Genomic DNA, 16,810 nt, shown 5'->3' on the forward strand with positions numbered 1-16,810 from the left:
CATCATTATCCCCAATCATAGAAGGCCCTTTTTTATCTACTGAAATCGTTTAATACTTTCTCCCAGATCAAAAACTTTTACATTACTACCTAGTGCCGCCTGAATAATACTACTTCCAGCGGCACTCCGGTAACCGCCCGCACAATGCACTACTATCGGCTTATCCAGCGGAATTTCCGCTACTCTTTGTCTTAATTCAGGCAACGGAATGGCTAATGCCTGTTCAAAGTACCGATGCTCCTTCACTTCGTTGTTATTCCTTACATCCACAATAGTATAATCGGATAGTGTGGTGGCAAAGTCCTCCACATCTATTGGCGTACTGCTTTCTTTTCCATCTTCAAAAACAAAAGCGTTCGCAATAAAATCCTCATAGCCAATTTTAGCAGTCCGGATAATTAACGCCTCCAATATCTCATTATTGGCAGCTACCAAATAGAAAGGCTCACCCGGCGAAATGATGCTACCCAGCCATGTTTCAAACTTACCACCACTTTGCAGATTCAAAGCACCCGGTAAATGATGCTGCTTGAAAGCCGCTGCTGTTCTGGTATCTATCACTACTATATTTTTACCCAATGCTCCTTGCGGACCACGTGGCACCTTCCCGATGGAGCGCACCATATCCTCCGCACCCCGTTTATTCAGGTCCACATCATAGGGGAAATATGCAGGAATAAATGGCTGCCCTTCGGTTAAGGCACTAACGAACACGTCTACACTCATTTCCTGCAGCGACCAGTTATTTACTTTCTCTATACCAATGGTGCTGTGTTTTTCTTTTCCGAGAGATTTACCACACAAAGTACCTGCCCCATGCGCCGGATACACCAACACGTCGTCTTCTAATAGTAACAGCTTATTATGCAGCGAATCATACATTTGCTTCGCCAGTTCGGTTCGCGCTGCAGTGATGTTACCCACGTTCTCACGAAGATCCGGTCTGCCGCAATCCCCCACGAACAGCGTATCTCCGGTAAATACCGCCTTATTACGCCCATCTTCTTCCAACACAATACTGATACTATCCGGAGAATGTCCCGGTGTATTCACGGCTTTAAGTTTGATATTACCCAACACAATTTCATCACCATCGTCAAACGAGTCATGTGGATAACCAGCGCCTACCAACCGGGAACAATAAATAGTAGCACCAGTCTGTTGATGTAACGCCAGATGACTGCTTACAAAATCTGCATGTGGATGTGTTTCTATCACTCCCACGATAGTGGCCTGTTCTTCCGCTGCATGGGCCAGGTACGGCGCCATGTCTCTGGCAGGATCTATCAATACCATACTGTGTTCACTACTGATAGCATAGCCATACTGTGCCAATCCAATATCTTCAAACTGTTTAATCTTCATACATCATATATTTAATGAGGTAACTTTTCACGTATTAATCCATACACCCAGGTACCGGCAATGGCACTTAATAAAGTAATCCCGACAACAAAGAATCCACTGCCAACCTGCGCCAGTAAAGGGCCGGGGCAAGCGCCGGTAATAGCCCAGCCCACGCCAAAAATTAATCCACCGTATACGTTTCCCCAGTGAAACTTTTTATCAGGTATGGTAATCGCTTCCTTGTTGATCGTTTTTATCTGAAAACGTTTGATCACCTGTATAGAAATCATACCCACTATAATCGCACTCCCGATGACACCGTACATGTGAAACGATTGCAAATGAAACATCTCCTGAATACGGAACCAGGAAGCTACCTGGGACTTAACGAGGATAATACCAAACAACAACCCCGCTATTAAAAATTTTATATTTCTCATAGTTGTAATAAAAAAGGTAAAAGATACCAGCTGGTAATAAAGCCGCCAATCATAAAGCAACAAGTAGCTACCAGCGACGGCCACTGCAAAGAAGAAATACCCATGATAGCATGTCCGGAAGTACATCCGCCCGCATAACGGGTACCGAAACCTACCAGGAAACCGCCCACTACCATCAGCGCAAACCCGCGCAGCGTAAAGAGTTGCCCAAAGTTGAATATATCCTGCGGCAACACGCCGCTGAAATCTTTCACACCGTATTGCTGTAATAAGCTAACCGTTTGCGGATTGATATCCACTGGTCCCGGCACCGATAAAGCATAAGTAGCCATAAAGCCACCGAGTATAATACCCAGCGCAAAAAACAAATTCCAGGTTTCCTTCTTCCAATCGTACCGGAAAAATTTGATATTCGCTGGTATACACGCAGCGCAGGTATGCCGGAGTACCGACGATATCCCGAATGACTTATTTCCCAGTAGTAACAAGGCAGGAACAGTAAGTCCAATAAGTGGCCCCGCAATATACCAGGGCCAAGGTTGTGTAATTACATCCATTGCTATTGATTATATAAAGTGCTGATTAAAATAAAGATGCCCATTACCAGTACAAACCATCCGAAAACCGGCTTCAGCTTGGCATCATTGGCATATTTGGTTAAGTAACTTCCTCCAATAATACCCGCTACGGCAAACAGGGAAAAGTATATTAAAAACAAGTAGTCGAAAGCAACCTGTCTGCTGATATCTCCCAGCATACCTAACAGGGAACTGATGGTCATCACCATCAGCGATGTGCCCACCGCTTTTTTCATAGATAAGCCACCAAATAAAACAAGCGAAGGAATAATGAGAAAACCACCGCCTACACCTACAAACCCGGTAATCAAACCAACGGCTACACTTTGTACGATCAGCCTGGGATAGCTGACCGGAGCAGTAGTAGCGGCAACACTTTTACGCTTACCCATCATGGCTACCGCTGCAAACACCATCAGTATCGCAAATACCAGCATCAGCAAAACAGATTTGGTAAGCACCATATCACCTATCTGCAGCAAATGCTCAGGGATAGCCGGCATCACCCATTTGCGCATTACAAATACAGCTGCCAGTGAAGGCAATCCAAAAATCAACGCGATTTTAAGATCCACATTCCCCTTCCGGAAATGACTACCCGCCCCCACCGCACTGGTGAGACCCACAATAAAAAGAGAATAAGTGGTGGCTATTAATGGGTCAATATGAAAGAAGTATACTAAAATGGGCACCGTTAAAATAGAGCCCCCTCCTCCTACCAGTCCTAACGACAAGCCAATAAATACGGATGCGATGTAGCCAATTACTTCCACGTTGCTGTTTTATAGCACAAAAGTAAAAGCTATGCAGGAGGAGTTCGGTGACTTATGTTACAGAGGGAAATTTAAAACGATCTTATTCCTCGAAAGGCTGATCAGTTGCTGCTTTTCCATTTGTTTGAGCAGCCGGGATACCACTTCCCGCGTAGTGCCCAATTCTTCCGCCAGTTGTTGATGCGTGATATTAAATTCTTTCGATTGATAAACATGCGCTTTCTTCTTCAGCAATTCCACAATGCGATCATCCAGCTTCTGAAAAGCCACGGCATTCACCACATCCAGCAGTTCTTCAAAACGTTTGTGATACAATTTGAAGATGAAATCCGTCCATTCCGGGTATACTTTAATCCATTCGCTGGCCTTTTCTATGGGCAACATCAGCACTTCTGCATCTTCTTCTACAATCAGTCTTACTTTACTGGTATCGTCGTGGATACCGGCCAGAAAAGACATAATGCAGCTTTCACCGGGTTTAATATAGTACAACAGTATTTCTCTGCCATCTTCATCTTCCCGCATCACCCGCATACTACCGGATAGCACCAGCGGTATAGCGCGGATATAGCTATTGGATTGCACCAGCACTGTATCTGCCGCCAGCTTCGTATACTGACTGTTGGCTTGCACAGCTTCTTCTAAAATGGGTCCAAAGAATTTCATACAATAAAGGTAACCCTATTTCCATAACTGCTTTCCGGGTATATATACTTTCGGGAGATGTGGTTCAAACGGCGGTTGCTGTGCTTCATTCCATTCCCCTTAGCATAATTTTAAATCGGCTATCTTTAGCAAAAAAAAATGCTTGATGAACAGGATCTTGCAGCAAAGCTATCATTAGACAAAGTTCGTTTCCACGAATTCCTGTCGATTACGGAAACAAAAGTCTTTAAAAAGAATACCACGATATTCGATGGCCGTACTCCCTGCAATTGGCTGGGCTACATCATCAATGGCGCTGTCAGAACGTATTGCATCAATGACAACGGCGAAGACATCAGCTTTCTGCTACAGGTGAACGGCGACTTTTTCGGCGACTATGAAAGCTTCATTACCGGCCATAAATCCGAATTTATTATAGAAGCATTACTGGACTGTGAAGTATTAATCTTTGAAAAAACAGCACTGGAACATTTGATGGAAAGCGATATTTTCTGGTTGAAATTTGGCAAACAAATGGCGGATATCGTTTTCCTGGAAGCCAAGCGCCGCATCACAGATCTGCTGTTTTACAATCCGGAGCAACGGTATCAAAATCTTTTAATGAGATCGCCTGAAGTCATGCGCAAAATCCCCCAGAAATACATCTCCAGTTATCTGGGCATTACACCGCAATCGCTCAGCCGGATCAGGAAAAGGATCATTAATTAACTTTAGTGAACGTTTTTAAGCCTCCTGAAGTACCAACTTTGCATCATCATCAAAGTTGAACAGATCATGGAAATAGCCATCATTGGCGCCGGAATTGGCGGGCTAACCACAGCCCTGGCGCTTAAAGCAGTTAATATCCCTTTTAAAGTCTACGAATCTGCACCGGAATTGAAAGCAGTGGGTGCAGGTATTATCCTCGCTAATAATGCCATGCAGGTATATCGGCATCTGGGTGTGCACGAAGGTATTGCACAACTGGGCAACAGGATTTCTGTTTTAAACATTACCCGGCCTGATTTGCAGGTACTATCCGCTTCTTCGCTTCTGCCTTTTGAAAACAAGTTTCATCTTCACAATATTGCGGTGCACCGGGCCGATTTACATCACTTCCTTTCCAATGCAATTGGTATGGAAAATATTTCCTTAGGTAAAAAATTAAAACAGATCATTCGCCACCAGAACCGTTTTACGCTTGAATTTGAAGATGGCGCCTTTACTGACACTGAAAATGTAATAGGCGCAGATGGTATTCGCTCTGTGGTACGCCAACAACTGTTTGGTGAAAGTGAAATCCGCGATGGCAAACAGTTCTGCTGGCGGGGAGTAGTAGATTTTGATTTGCCACAACCATATCATCATGAGCTGAATGAATTATGGGGAAAAGGCAAACGATTCGGATTCGTAAAACTCAATGAAAAACAAGTATACTGGTACTTGCTGGCCGATATGGCACTGATACAACCCGGTGTAGATCCTCTCGTTTTTCTACATGACTTCCATCCGTTGGCAAAGCAGCTGGTACAAGCCACTCCCAGGGATAAATGGATTGCGGCCGGCTTATTTGACCTGGCGCCTATCTCCAAATGGGATATGGAAGGTGTATGTCTTGTTGGCGACGCTGCACATGCTACCACTCCGAATTTAGGACAGGGCGCCTGCCAGGCGATTGAAGATGCTTATGTAATCGGTGCATTATTGAAAAAAAATTATTCCATTCGCGAGGCATTCCGGCGCTATCCCGCTATTCGCATGGCAAAGGCCAGATATATAGTAGATACCAGCTGGAAGATAGGCAAGATAGCTCACTGGCATAATCCGTTAGCGATCGCCCTCCGTAATACGCTACTGAAATCAACACCCGCATCCGCGAACAATAAGCGATTAGGGAAGATTTTTGAATTAAACAGGGTATCCTGAGATAACCAGGATTGGGCATAACTATGGTAATAGATTTCAGGAGGAGATAGTAGCGGCTTTTGCCGCAGGCAAAGATTTCACCTGACAATATTCATTTATAATATTTCTTTACCTGTTCAAGAATGTAGCTCCATGTTTTGTTCTCTTCGGCATTCATTCTTGTAATGTTTCCTGCCTTCGTCGTTATGCTGATCCTGGTGTCAATCCCATCCACAGGTTGCCTGCTTGCGCCATCAACAGCCTTTCTAAAATCAGGCAAATCAATTCCTTTCACAACAGCCAGCCAATCTTCGGGGGTATTTTTCATACTATGCGCAGCATTCTTTGTTGAATCTACTGCCACTTGAACGCTATAATAAATTGAATCAGCAGACACGAATAAACGGGAGGTATATCCGAGTTCCCCTCCGGCACTAACAATTTCAATCGACTTAATTTCATGGATATCCATACCAGCATTTTGAACCAGGTGAACGTTTCCTTTTGATTGGCCACTTTGTTCGTTACAGCCGTTACTGCAACACAGCACAATCAGGAGTAGTATATGAATTCTAGTCATCATTTAAAGTTTGCATTTTGCCAGCCATGGTAGCAGGATTTGTTGTCATGGCCGATGAGCGGTGTCAAATAACCATAGGTGATATCCTAATATAAACTATTTAACCCGAATAGTAAACAAGCGTCAGGCTATGATTTCAGCCGCTATCTTCATGAGATTTCCTCTGCTCAGGGGGTGCAAAAGATGAGAAAATTATCCTACATGACCTGTTCACTTAACGGATCAAATTCATATAACCCGTCTTTAGAATCTATTCCATAGGGCTGTTCAGTAGTAATCGTAATGATTTTGCGGTTATCCGCGTCTCTCCATTCTTTCAGTATTTCGCAGGCAATAACGCCTGATTGCGGATAAATACTGTCTTCATAGAGGTCTTGCGTGGTGAAGATGGGGACCTTATCTTCAAATACATGCGTTTTATTCCAGGCATCCACAAAAGAGCATTCCACGAATCCAGGTTGCGATGAATGCGTAAATCGTTCAATAACTACGGGAACGTGTTTCATAAGCGGGGGGTAATCAGTTTGTAAAGGGAGACATTAGATGCATAAAAAAAGGTCGCTGTAATCAGCGACCTTTTTCTTCGTACCACGTACGGGAATCGAACCCGTGACTCCTCCGTGAAAGGGAGGCGTCTTAACCCCTTGACCAACGCGGCATGTATCGTTTTGGGATTGCAAATGTAGGACGTTATTTTATATTTCCAAAATAAATTTTTGATAACCTAAATTTCTATTGATTACTAAAGGTATTGGTTGTAAATTCGCTCTCGATTTTTTCATACTCAAATCACGATGTAAAATGGGAACTACTCTCAAAATTGGTATTAATGGTTTCGGTCGTATTGGCCGTTTGGTATACCGCCAGATTTACAAAATGCCCGGCATTGATGTGGTAGCTATCAATGACCTCACCAGCCCTAACGTGCTGGCGCATTTGCTGAAATATGATTCAGCTCAGGGTAGATTCGATGCAGACGTTAAGCATTCTGAAAACGCAATCAATGTGAACGGTGAAGATGTGAAGATATATGCACAGAGAGATCCGTCTCAAATTCCATGGAAAGAGCACGACATCGATGTAGTAATCGAATGTACCGGTTTCTTTGCTGACAGGGATAAAGCTGCTGCTCACATTACTGCTGGTGCTAAACGTGTTGTTATCTCCGCTCCTGCTACAGGTGATCTGAAAACGATCGTTTTCAACGTTAACCACCAACTGCTGGATGGTAGCGAAACCGTTATCTCCTGCGCTTCCTGCACCACTAACTGCCTGGCTCCTATGGCAAAAGTGCTGCAAGATACCTACGGTATTGCTTCCGGCTTAATGACCACTGTACACGCTTACACTAACGACCAGAACACCCTGGATGCTCCACATCCAAAAGGTGACCTGCGCCGTGCACGTGCTGCTGCTGCTAACATCGTTCCTAACAGCACCGGTGCTGCAAAAGCAATCGGACTGGTACTGCCTGAACTGAAAGGTAAACTGGACGGTAGCGCACAACGTGTTCCAACCATCACTGGTTCCTTAACTGAACTGACTACCATCCTCAATAAAAAAGTAACTGTTGATGAAGTGAATGCTGCGATGAAAGCTGCGGCTAACGAATCTTTCGGTTATACAGAAGATGAAATCGTAAGCTCCGATGTAATCGGTATCCACTACGGCTCCCTGTTTGATGCTACTCAAACCAAAGTAATCACTGTTGGTGAGCACCAAATGGTTAAAACCGTTTCCTGGTACGATAACGAAATGAGCTATGTATCTCAGCTGGTACGTACTGTAAAGTACTTCGCCGGTCTGATCAGCAAATAATTATATGAAGCACTCCTCCGCAATAGCGGGGGAGTCTTTAAATCTCCGCGGGACTACACCATAACAGCAGTTGGCCAGATTCTTTTTTTGGTTGTACACTCGCTTTGTGCTGTTGGTATCGCGGTTTTTTAATGATGTACCTTTCTCGTTATCTTAAATAGATTCTTATGAGTAAATTCTCCGATTATAACTTCAATGGCCGCAAAGCCCTTGTTCGCGTAGATTTCAATGTTCCCCTGAACGATAATTTCGACATCACCGATGATACCCGCATGCGTGCTGCCGTACCTACCATCAAAAAAATCCTGAAAGATGGCGGCGCCGTTATCCTGATGTCACACCTCGGTCGTCCAAAAGATGGCCCTACTGATAAATACTCTTTAAGACACCTCGTATACCACCTCATTTCCTTACTGGGCGGCACTACCGTGAAATTTGCGGCCGACTGCGTAGGTCCTGTAGCTGAAAAAGCTGCTGCTGACCTGCAAATGGGTGAAGTACTGCTGCTGGAAAACCTGCGTTTCCACAAAGCAGAAGAAAAAGGAGATGCCTCTTTCGCGGAACAACTGTCTAAACTCGGCAATGTTTACTTGAACGATGCATTTGGTACCGCTCACCGTGCACACGCTTCTACTGCGGTAATTGCCCAATACTTTGCGCCTGCAAACCGCATGTTTGGCTTACTGATGGAAGCAGAAGTAAACAGCGCCACCAAAGTACTGAACGAAGCAGCTGCACCTTTCACCGCTATCCTCGGTGGTGCTAAAGTGAGTGATAAAATCCTCATCATCGAAACCCTGATGGACCGCGCCAACAACCTCATTATTGGTGGTGGTATGGCTTATACCTTCCTGAAAGCACAAGGCAAAGAAATAGGTAGCTCCCTCTGTGAAAACGATAAGCTGGACCTGGCCAATGAGCTGGTGGCAAAAGCGAAGGAGAAAAATGTTAAACTGATCCTGCCGGTGGATTCTATTGCTGCAGATAAATTTGCGGCAGATGCTAACACCCAGGAAGTTTCTAACGATAACATCCCTGCCGGATGGATGGGCCTTGACATAGGTCCTAAGTCTGTAGCGCTGTTTGGCGAAACCATTGCCGCTTCCAAAACTATTTTATGGAACGGTCCGATGGGCGTATTTGAAATGGCGAAGTTCCAGGGTGGTACCAAAGGGGTAGCGGATGCCATTGTCACTGCTACTGCAAATGGTGCCTTCTCCCTTGTTGGTGGCGGCGACTCTGTAGCTGCAGTGAACCAATTCGGTATTGCTGACAAAGTAAGTTATGTATCTACGGGTGGTGGCGCACTACTGGAGTTCTTTGAAGGAAAAGTACTTCCAGGTATTGCAGCAATTTCCTAATAGCTGAAAGCAAAAAGCTATTGCAGCGAATGATCATAGCGGGTAATTATCCTCACTGGTCATTCGCTGCAATAGCTTTTTGCTTTCAGCTTTATGCTTTCAGCTCCTTTTTTTGTTTCTTGCATCCAATCATTAACACATTCCTGTCATGAACAAACGCTTTCTCTGGTATCCTGTCATTATCGGTGTTTTCGCTGCGTTGATCTGGGTGATCCTTCAGAAGGGACAATCACTTCCCGTTCACGCGCTCCCGGTTACGCCCAAAGTGCCGGTAGCAGCGGCGCCGGAAGCCAATAGCTGGTTGCGTTACCTCGACAACCTCAAACACCCGTTGGGATTGTTGTTGCTGCAAATCATCGCCATTATGTTCACGGCCAGGCTGTTTGGTATTATTGCCAACAAGTTGAGGCAACCCGCGGTGGTTGGTGAAATTATTGCCGGCGTATTATTAGGTCCCTCTTTGCTGGGTTGGGTAATGCCAGGCTTTTCGGCGTTTCTGTTTCCGGCAGAGTCGTTGAAAAATCTGCAATTCCTCAGCCAGATAGGGCTGGCCTTTTTCATGTTCATTGTGGGCATGGAGCTGGATCTTAATAAAATCAGACATAAAGCCCATGACGCGGTAATGATTAGTCATGCCAGCATTGTAGTGCCCTTTTTCCTGGGCGTTTGGCTGGCCTATTTCCTCTTTACCCGCTTCGCCCCTGCTAACGTTAGCTTCTTATCATTTGCGCTGTTTATGGGCATTGCAATGAGTATTACCGCTTTTCCGGTACTGGCGCGTATTGTTCAGGAAAGAAAATTAACCCATACACCGCTGGGTATTATGGCCATTACCTGCGCAGCGGCCGATGATATCACTGCCTGGTGCATTTTGGCGGTAGTAGTAGCAATTGTAAATGCAGGCGGCTTACTCAGCGCAGTAGTAACCATTGCACTGGCCATTGTATTTGTAGCGGTGATGTTGGTGGTGGTACGTCCCTGGCTCGGTAAAGTAACCAAAAAACAACTGGCCAAAGGCAAAGAGAAAGCAGCTGTTTCGCTGATTCTTTTTGTATTGCTGATATCTGCCTGGATAGCGGAAGTAATAGGCATACACGCCTTATTTGGCGCGTTCCTGTCGGGTGTTATCATGCCCGCCACTCCCATCAAAAAAGTACTGACCGATAAACTGGAAGATGTAAGCGTAATGATATTACTCCCTATTTTCTTTGTTTTCACGGGATTGAGAACACATATCGGGTTACTGAACCAGGGCGATTTGTGGGCGGTATGCGGCATGATCATGCTGGTGGCTGTAGCTGGTAAATTTGGTGGCAGCACGGTAACCGCCAGACTGATGGGCCAAAACTGGCGCCAATCTGTATCCATTGGTGCGCTGATGAACACCCGTGGATTAATGGAGCTGGTAGTGCTCAACATTGGTTTTGATCTTGGTATCCTTTCTCCCGAAATATTCGCGATGCTGGTGCTGATGGCATTGGCTACCACCTTTATGACAGGGCCACTGCTGGACCTGGTAGCTTTCAGCGAAAAGCGTAAAGGGGTAATGATAGCAGAATCGCTGTAAGTATTCCCTGCATAGCATAAAAAAAGAGCGTGTATCCTTTGATACACGCTCTTTTTTATATCCTTACACCCGGAGGTGATTATTTCTTCTTTTTAGTAGTATGCTTCTTTTTAGCGCCTGTATGCTTCTTTGTACCGTGGTGCTTTTTAGAAGCTGTATGATGCTTTCTGGAAGAAGATACTTTCTTGGCAACCGGAGCAGGCTTATCAGCCATTTTCACTGGTGGTGGGAATTTAGATTTATCCACACCTACTGCTTTATCGTCCAGGGTGAGCTGAACAGATTCTTTCAGCATCTCGTCTTTTTCTGCCATGAACTGCTTCATCTTATCTTTCGGGATGCGCAGGTCATAGTTATTTTCAGGGCTGGCCATTGCTTTAGAGAAGCCAGGATTGAAGCGGTCTAATTCTACCACCTGCATATCCAGTTTCTTTGCAATTGCTTCCAGGCGATACTTGCCGGTTACATTGATTTCAACGGTGTTGTAAATTTCCTCTTCTGTTAACGGACCTCTTGCAACTGGCGCGATATTATCCGCAGCCGGCATGTTAACTGTAATAGTAGGGTTTACGTCGTCGCTTACACCGAAGAAGTTATTGAATCGATCAAGAATATAACCAGTAGCGATGAATTTGTATACGTGGTTACGTGATTCTGCAGGCAGGAAATATTGCATGCCCCAGAAGTCTTTACGTCCGCTGGCGTTAATAGCGCGTTGTACGCCACCTGCACCACAGTTATAGGCTGCTACTACCAGTAACCAGTCGTCGAACTGTGCATACAGCTGATTCAGGAACTGAGCGGCTGCCAAAGTAGATTTATAGAAATCTTTTCTTTCATCTACTTTTTTACCTACGCTTAAGCCAAAGATGCGGGCAGTACCGGCCATAAATTGCCAGGCGCCTACAGCACCTACTCTGGAGCGGGCATTGGTGTTAAAGCTGGATTCAATTACCGCGAGGTATTTCATTTCCTCAGGGATACCGTTATCACGGAACACTTTTTCAATCATGGTGAAATAAGGCTGGCCTTTATCAATCATGATTTGTAAATGCTGACTATACCGGGTAGCGTAGTTACTTACATAACCAGCCACCAGGTTATTGTTGACCTGCTCGTATACTTTCGGGCTACGAATAGCATTCGGCAGACTTTGAGCGGCTTTTTTCACGGCCACAGAGGTGGGAGATGCCTGTATAGCGGTATCCTTGGGTAAATGTACCCGGTGATTCACTTTCAGCACAGAAGTATCAGGCGTCCCAATCGGATACACCGTCTCTTTAGGATTGCTATTGCCTCCCATCGCACTCACACTCACTAAACTTGTTGCTGGCAACAGCAGTAGTAAAAAGATTTTTCTCATACAATTTATTTTAAACAACAGTAACCTGCTCCTTAGCCATGATTTGATTGGCTATGTGTAACAAGTTTGCTTCGCTAAACTTCTTTGTGATGATCTGCACACCATATGGCATTCCATTTGAATGCCGGTACAAGGGAACTGATATAGCCGGAACCCCTGCCAGATTTGCCAGTACCGTATAAATATCCGCCAGGTACATGGCTATGGGGTCATCTGTTTTTTCCCCTAATTTAAAAGCTGTGGATGGCACAGTTGGCATTAAAATGGCGTCGTACTCCTCTAAAATTTCATTGAGTTTGTCTGTTACAAGACGCCTAACCTGTTGTGCCTTAGTATAATATGCGTCATAATAGCCCGCACTCAGCACAAAAGTCCCCAGTAAGATACGACGTTTTACCTCTTTACCAAACCCTTCTGATCTACTTTTTTTGTAAAATTCTGTCAAATCCAGGTTTTTCTGGTCGGTTCTGTGTCCATATTTTACCCCATCGTAACGGGACAAATTGGAGGATGCTTCTGCTGTAGTGAGCACATAATAGGCCGGAACTACATGGTCAAGGTATTCAAAACTCTTTCCTGATACGGTATGACCAAGCGACTGTAAACTTTCAAAGAAATCAATATAGCCTTCTTTCATTTCCGTGTCCAGACCATCATGGTACTGGGCATCTCTTAAATACGCGAATTTGAAAGATTTATTGTCTTCCAGATGTTCCTTATAGTCAGGCACTTCCTTTTGAGATGCTGTACTATCGAACTCATCCGGTCCTGCGATCACCTGTAGAATTGTTGCCACATCGGCAATATCCTTGCCAAAAATACCAATCTGATCAAATGAAGACGCATATGCAATAAGGCCATAGCGCGAAATGCGGCCATAGGTAGGCTTCAGGCCTACTATACCGCAAAAATCAGCCGGCTGGCGAACTGAACCACCGGTATCACTCCCCAGGCTTACCTGACATAAATCTGCCTGAACTGCTACTGCAGACCCTCCGGAAGAACCACCCGGTACACGGGTATTATCCAGGGCATTCAGCGTAGGACCGAAAGCAGAATTTTCATTGGTAGATCCCATTGCAAACTCATCGCAATTAAGATTACCAATGATAATAGCGTCTTCTGCCAGCAGTCTTTCCACTGCAGTGGCAGAAAATAACGAGGTGAACCCTTCCAGTATATGGGAAGCGGCACTTACATTATGGCCTTTATAGCAGATTACATCTTTAATACCTATCACCACTCCCGCGAGAGCACCTAGCTTTTCCCCGTTTTTAAGGCGGGTATCCAGCTCGCGTGCTTTTTCCAGGGCCTCCTCTTCATACACTTCCAGGTAGGCATTCAAATGTTTTAGCTGAGCTATACGGTCCAGGTAATAACGCACCCTTTCCGTACAGCTTGTACTGCCGGCGTATAATGCTTTTTGGAAAGTAATTATACTGCTGAATTCAGACAAGGCTAAACCAGTTAAAAAAATAAACTAATCAGAAAACTACGCTTGGTGTATGTTGGCGATTACTGTGCGTTATGGTTCGGATTTTCCGGAATAACGGTTGAGCTCGTATGTGGAGCATCTGTAGTAGCCGGTGCAGCAGGAGCAGCAGGTTTATCTCTCATGCCTTCTTCAATTTCCTGGCGCACATTGTTTTTGGCGTCATTGAATTCACGGATACCTTTACCCAGGCCACGCATTAACTCAGGGATTTTCTTGCCTCCAAAAAGCAGCAAGACCACCACGAAAATCAATAGCAGCTCAGAGCCTCCGACATCCTGAAGAAACAAAAATGATGATTTAACAAAAACAGTAGTCATCTTCTCAAATGTTTATAATGTTCAGACATCAAAGATAGATCATAAAATCGGTTTTTTCACCCTCTTTACCTGATCTGGCCTGAGTTTTAATACCATTTTAAGAACACGAAAAAAGCGGCACCAGTAAGGTCCCGCTTTTAACAAATTTCCCTGTATTTATACTAAACCCTTTTTTCTTTGATACGGGCTTTCTTACCAGCACGTTCGCGCAGGTAGTACAGCTTAGCTCTTCTTACCTTACCCACCTTGTTCAACACGATACCATCGATATGAGGAGAGTAAAGCGGAAACAGTCTTTCCACACCAATGCCATCAGAAATTTTTCTAACAGTGAAAGACATTGTTGATCCTGTACCCTGGATTTTCAACACATCACCTTTAAAGGACTGAATCCTTTCTTTATTACCTTCCACGATTTTATAGTTGACAGTGACGTTGTCGCCTGCTTTAAACTTCGGGTACTGTTTGTTAGCTGTCAGTTGTTCGTGAACAAACGAAATTGCGTTCATCTTTCAAATATTTATGGGAGTGCAAAAGTAAGTCAAGAAATAGCATTTACCAAATTAAAAATCAAGAAATTATCATCTTCAAATGGTAAAGCAATCTATATGACCTATGTATCATTAAGTTATAACAGGTCGGGCCTGCGTTGTTTTGTTCTTTCTATCGATTCCTGGTGTCTCCACTCATCGATTTTTTTGTGATCTCCGCTCAAGAGGATTTCCGGTACTTTCCAGCCACGGAACTCTTCCGGGCGGGTATATACCGGCGGCGCCAGCAAATTATCCTGGAATGAGTCTGTTAAGGCGCTGGTTTCGTTGTTCAGCACCCCGGGCAACAGGCGGCCAATGGCATCTACCAGTACCGCAGCTCCCAGCTCTCCCCCACTCAGCACATAATCGCCGATAGAGATCTCTTTCGTAATGAAATGATCCCTGATACGCTGATCAATTCCTTTATAGTGGCCGCACAGCATCAGCAAATTCCCTTTCAGCGACAACTGATTGGCCATTTTCTGATTCAGTGTTTCCCCATCCGGTGTCAGGTAAATAACCTCATCGTACTGCACCTTCGCCTGCAACGACTCAATTGCATTTACGATGGGTTCCAGCATCATCACCATCCCGGCGCCGCCACCAAACTGGTAATCGTCTACCTGGCTGTGTTTCAGGCTGGAATACTGCCTGAGCGGATGTACGTGTATTTCCAGTAAGCCTTTGGCCTGCGCTCTTTTCATGATAGAATGAGACAGCGGGCTTTCCAGCAGCTCTGGTAATACAGTAATTATATCAATTCGCATCGTACTAGCTTTTAGCCTCTAGCTGTTAGCTATTAGCCTTTAGCGATTCACTAACGGCTAATAGCTAACAGCTGATAGCTTATTCGGTGTATAACTCGATCAAACCATCCGGTAAATTCAGGAATACGGTCTGTTTCTTCTTGTCTATTTTAACCAGCGACTGTTCATTCACCGGCAAAAGTGCTTCTTTGCCCTTGATAAATACCTTAACAAGTACCTGCATGGGCATTTCAATCACCTCATCAATAGTTCCCAGCGGGCCATACTGCTGATCTTCCACGGCATATCCCAGCAAGGCCAGGGGGGCGGAAGAAGCAGTTTGTTGCTTAAAGTCCTCTTCCTGCAAAAATACCTGTGCCGGCATCAGTTTATGCGCGGCTTCTTTGGTATCTATGCCTTCCAGCTTGATATACACGCTTTCCGTGTCCTTTACAGTTACCTGCTGAACAAAGTAGGGAATGAAGCTGTTTTTCCGCTCTTCCAGGAAAATTACGGTCACTCCTTTCAACGAAGATTTTTTGCCCAGGCTGTGCCTGAGCACCAGGTCGCCCTGTAATCCATGCGCCGATGCGAGTTTACCGATACTGAAATAGTTATTAGCCATTAGCTTTTGCTGGTTAGTCCTGCGAGTTAGCCATTAGGGTTCAACAGCCTGGTTAGCGGTTGATTACCAAAGGCTAAATCGATTCCACAAAAATTAAAAAAGGAAATATTTGCGGTTGCAAATATTTCCTTTTTCAGGTATTGTTAAAACGTCGCCGTTTTATGCTTCTGTACCTTCGCCTTCTGCTGGAGCTTCAGTCGCAGGAGCTGGAGTATCTTCTACCTTTCTTACGATTGGAGCAGCAATACGAGCTTTCTTGTGACCGTCACGACGGGCAGAAACTTTTTGTTCGTGTTCAGCTTGCCATTGTGCGAACTTTTGGTAAGCAGTAGGCTCGTCGAACAGGTTCAAGGTAACACCTCTTAACAGGTGTTTCAAATACAATACACCTTTGAATGACAAGATTCTTCTAACAGTATCAGTAGGTTGTGCACCTTTCTGCAACCAACGCAATGCCTTTTCGGTATCGATGTTGATAGAAGCTGGAACTGTTAAAGGATTGTAAGTACCAATTTTCTGGATGAATTTACCATCTCTTGGTGCGCGCGCGTCGGCTACTACGATAAAATAGAAAGGCCTTTTTTTCGCGCCATGTCTCTGCAGTCTGATTTTTACTGGCATAAATAAGTCGAGTTATTTTTTGCGAGTTAGGAAATATTGTTTAATTAGGGATGCAAATGTAACCACTAAGTTGATATTTGCAAAAAAAATTTATAT

General features: G+C 44.6%; 19 protein-coding genes and 1 tRNA gene. 5 read left to right on the forward strand and 15 right to left on the reverse strand.

Annotated features, from left to right (window positions below; all coding sequences use genetic code 11):
* Positions 1 to 36 precede the first annotated feature (36 nt).
* The 5 genes from AC1DFM_RS30625 to AC1DFM_RS30645 are packed head-to-tail and all read right to left on the reverse strand — an operon-like array spanning position 37 to position 3,804.
* Positions 37 to 1,365: an MBL fold metallo-hydrolase gene (locus tag AC1DFM_RS30625; RefSeq protein WP_477080596.1), complete on the reverse strand. Its 1,329-nt coding sequence runs from the start codon at positions 1,363 to 1,365 to the stop codon at positions 37 to 39.
* Positions 1,366 to 1,376: 11 nt separating this feature from the next.
* Positions 1,377 to 1,787, reverse strand: coding sequence for a DUF6691 family protein (locus AC1DFM_RS30630; protein WP_477080597.1), 411 nt, complete (start codon positions 1,785 to 1,787; stop codon positions 1,377 to 1,379).
* Positions 1,784 to 2,344 (reverse strand): YeeE/YedE family protein, encoded by a 561-nt coding sequence (locus AC1DFM_RS30635; protein WP_477080598.1) that lies wholly within the window; start codon positions 2,342 to 2,344, stop codon positions 1,784 to 1,786. Before AC1DFM_RS30635 ends, AC1DFM_RS30630 begins: the two co-directional genes overlap by 4 nt.
* Positions 2,345 to 2,346: 2 nt before the next feature.
* A complete protein-coding gene (locus AC1DFM_RS30640) occupies positions 2,347 to 3,138 on the reverse strand; it encodes a sulfite exporter TauE/SafE family protein (RefSeq protein ID WP_477080599.1) in 792 nt (263 codons plus the stop codon).
* A 57-nt stretch (positions 3,139 to 3,195) separates the two neighbouring features.
* On the reverse strand, positions 3,196 to 3,804 hold the full coding sequence (locus tag AC1DFM_RS30645) for a Crp/Fnr family transcriptional regulator (RefSeq protein WP_477080600.1): 609 nt from the start codon (positions 3,802 to 3,804) through the stop codon (positions 3,196 to 3,198).
* A gap of 138 nt (positions 3,805 to 3,942) precedes the next feature.
* Here AC1DFM_RS30645 and AC1DFM_RS30650 point away from each other — a divergent pair, with 138 nt between their 5' ends.
* Positions 3,943 to 4,512 (forward strand): Crp/Fnr family transcriptional regulator, encoded by a 570-nt coding sequence (locus tag AC1DFM_RS30650; protein ID WP_477080601.1) that lies wholly within the window; start codon positions 3,943 to 3,945, stop codon positions 4,510 to 4,512.
* 66 nt (positions 4,513 to 4,578) lie between these two features.
* The gene (locus tag AC1DFM_RS30655) at positions 4,579 to 5,709 is read left to right on the forward strand and encodes an FAD-dependent monooxygenase (protein WP_477080602.1); all 1,131 of its coding nucleotides are present in this window, start codon (positions 4,579 to 4,581) and stop codon (positions 5,707 to 5,709) included.
* A gap of 91 nt (positions 5,710 to 5,800) precedes the next feature.
* Here the strand turns inward: AC1DFM_RS30655 and AC1DFM_RS30660 are convergent, their stop codons facing one another.
* The 3 genes from AC1DFM_RS30660 to AC1DFM_RS30670 form a co-directional block, all read right to left on the reverse strand.
* Entirely contained in the window at positions 5,801 to 6,271 is a 471-nt protein-coding gene (locus tag AC1DFM_RS30660) for a hypothetical protein (protein WP_477080603.1), read from the reverse strand.
* Positions 6,272 to 6,465: 194 nt separating this feature from the next.
* Positions 6,466 to 6,774 (reverse strand): hypothetical protein, encoded by a 309-nt coding sequence (locus AC1DFM_RS30665; protein WP_477080604.1) that lies wholly within the window; start codon positions 6,772 to 6,774, stop codon positions 6,466 to 6,468.
* Positions 6,775 to 6,854: 80 nt separating this feature from the next.
* Positions 6,855 to 6,926, reverse strand: a tRNA-Glu gene (locus tag AC1DFM_RS30670).
* Between the two features lie 143 nt (positions 6,927 to 7,069).
* Between AC1DFM_RS30670 and gap the strand changes: the two genes are divergently transcribed.
* The 3 genes from gap (at position 7,070) to AC1DFM_RS30685 (ending at position 11,014) form a co-directional block, all read left to right on the forward strand.
* The gene (gap, locus tag AC1DFM_RS30675) at positions 7,070 to 8,086 is read left to right on the forward strand and encodes a type I glyceraldehyde-3-phosphate dehydrogenase (protein WP_477080605.1); all 1,017 of its coding nucleotides are present in this window, start codon (positions 7,070 to 7,072) and stop codon (positions 8,084 to 8,086) included.
* 167 nt (positions 8,087 to 8,253) lie between these two features.
* Positions 8,254 to 9,447: a phosphoglycerate kinase gene (locus AC1DFM_RS30680; RefSeq protein ID WP_477080606.1), complete on the forward strand. Its 1,194-nt coding sequence runs from the start codon at positions 8,254 to 8,256 to the stop codon at positions 9,445 to 9,447.
* A 148-nt stretch (positions 9,448 to 9,595) separates the two neighbouring features.
* Positions 9,596 to 11,014 (forward strand): cation:proton antiporter domain-containing protein, encoded by a 1,419-nt coding sequence (locus AC1DFM_RS30685; protein ID WP_477080607.1) that lies wholly within the window; start codon positions 9,596 to 9,598, stop codon positions 11,012 to 11,014.
* Positions 11,015 to 11,093: 79 nt separating this feature from the next.
* On the opposite strand, the gene AC1DFM_RS30690 is transcribed toward AC1DFM_RS30685, so the two are convergent.
* From AC1DFM_RS30690 to rpsP, 7 genes are all read right to left on the reverse strand, one after another.
* The gene (locus AC1DFM_RS30690) at positions 11,094 to 12,377 is read right to left on the reverse strand and encodes a lytic transglycosylase domain-containing protein (protein ID WP_477080608.1); all 1,284 of its coding nucleotides are present in this window, start codon (positions 12,375 to 12,377) and stop codon (positions 11,094 to 11,096) included.
* A 10-nt stretch (positions 12,378 to 12,387) separates the two neighbouring features.
* Positions 12,388 to 13,833 carry an Asp-tRNA(Asn)/Glu-tRNA(Gln) amidotransferase subunit GatA gene (gene gatA / locus AC1DFM_RS30695; protein ID WP_477080609.1) on the reverse strand — a complete coding sequence of 482 codons (1,446 nt, stop codon included), beginning with the start codon at positions 13,831 to 13,833 and terminating at the stop codon, positions 12,388 to 12,390.
* A gap of 59 nt (positions 13,834 to 13,892) precedes the next feature.
* Positions 13,893 to 14,189 carry a Sec-independent protein translocase subunit TatA/TatB gene (locus AC1DFM_RS30700; RefSeq protein ID WP_477080610.1) on the reverse strand — a complete coding sequence of 99 codons (297 nt, stop codon included), beginning with the start codon at positions 14,187 to 14,189 and terminating at the stop codon, positions 13,893 to 13,895.
* Positions 14,190 to 14,350: 161 nt separating this feature from the next.
* A complete protein-coding gene (rplS, locus tag AC1DFM_RS30705) occupies positions 14,351 to 14,698 on the reverse strand; it encodes a 50S ribosomal protein L19 (protein ID WP_079473603.1) in 348 nt (115 codons plus the stop codon).
* 119 nt (positions 14,699 to 14,817) lie between these two features.
* Positions 14,818 to 15,489, reverse strand: a complete 672-nt coding sequence (trmD, locus tag AC1DFM_RS30710; RefSeq protein WP_477080611.1) for a tRNA (guanosine(37)-N1)-methyltransferase TrmD — start codon at positions 15,487 to 15,489, stop codon at positions 14,818 to 14,820.
* 79 nt (positions 15,490 to 15,568) lie between these two features.
* Positions 15,569 to 16,093: a ribosome maturation factor RimM gene (gene rimM, locus AC1DFM_RS30715; RefSeq protein ID WP_477080612.1), complete on the reverse strand. Its 525-nt coding sequence runs from the start codon at positions 16,091 to 16,093 to the stop codon at positions 15,569 to 15,571.
* A 159-nt stretch (positions 16,094 to 16,252) separates the two neighbouring features.
* Complete coding sequence (gene rpsP / locus AC1DFM_RS30720) at positions 16,253 to 16,714, reverse strand: 30S ribosomal protein S16 (RefSeq protein ID WP_477080613.1); 462 nt, start codon at positions 16,712 to 16,714, stop codon at positions 16,253 to 16,255.
* Between the last annotated feature and the right edge of the window lie 96 nt (positions 16,715 to 16,810).

Source organism: Chitinophaga sp. 05T412, assembly GCF_056396465.1.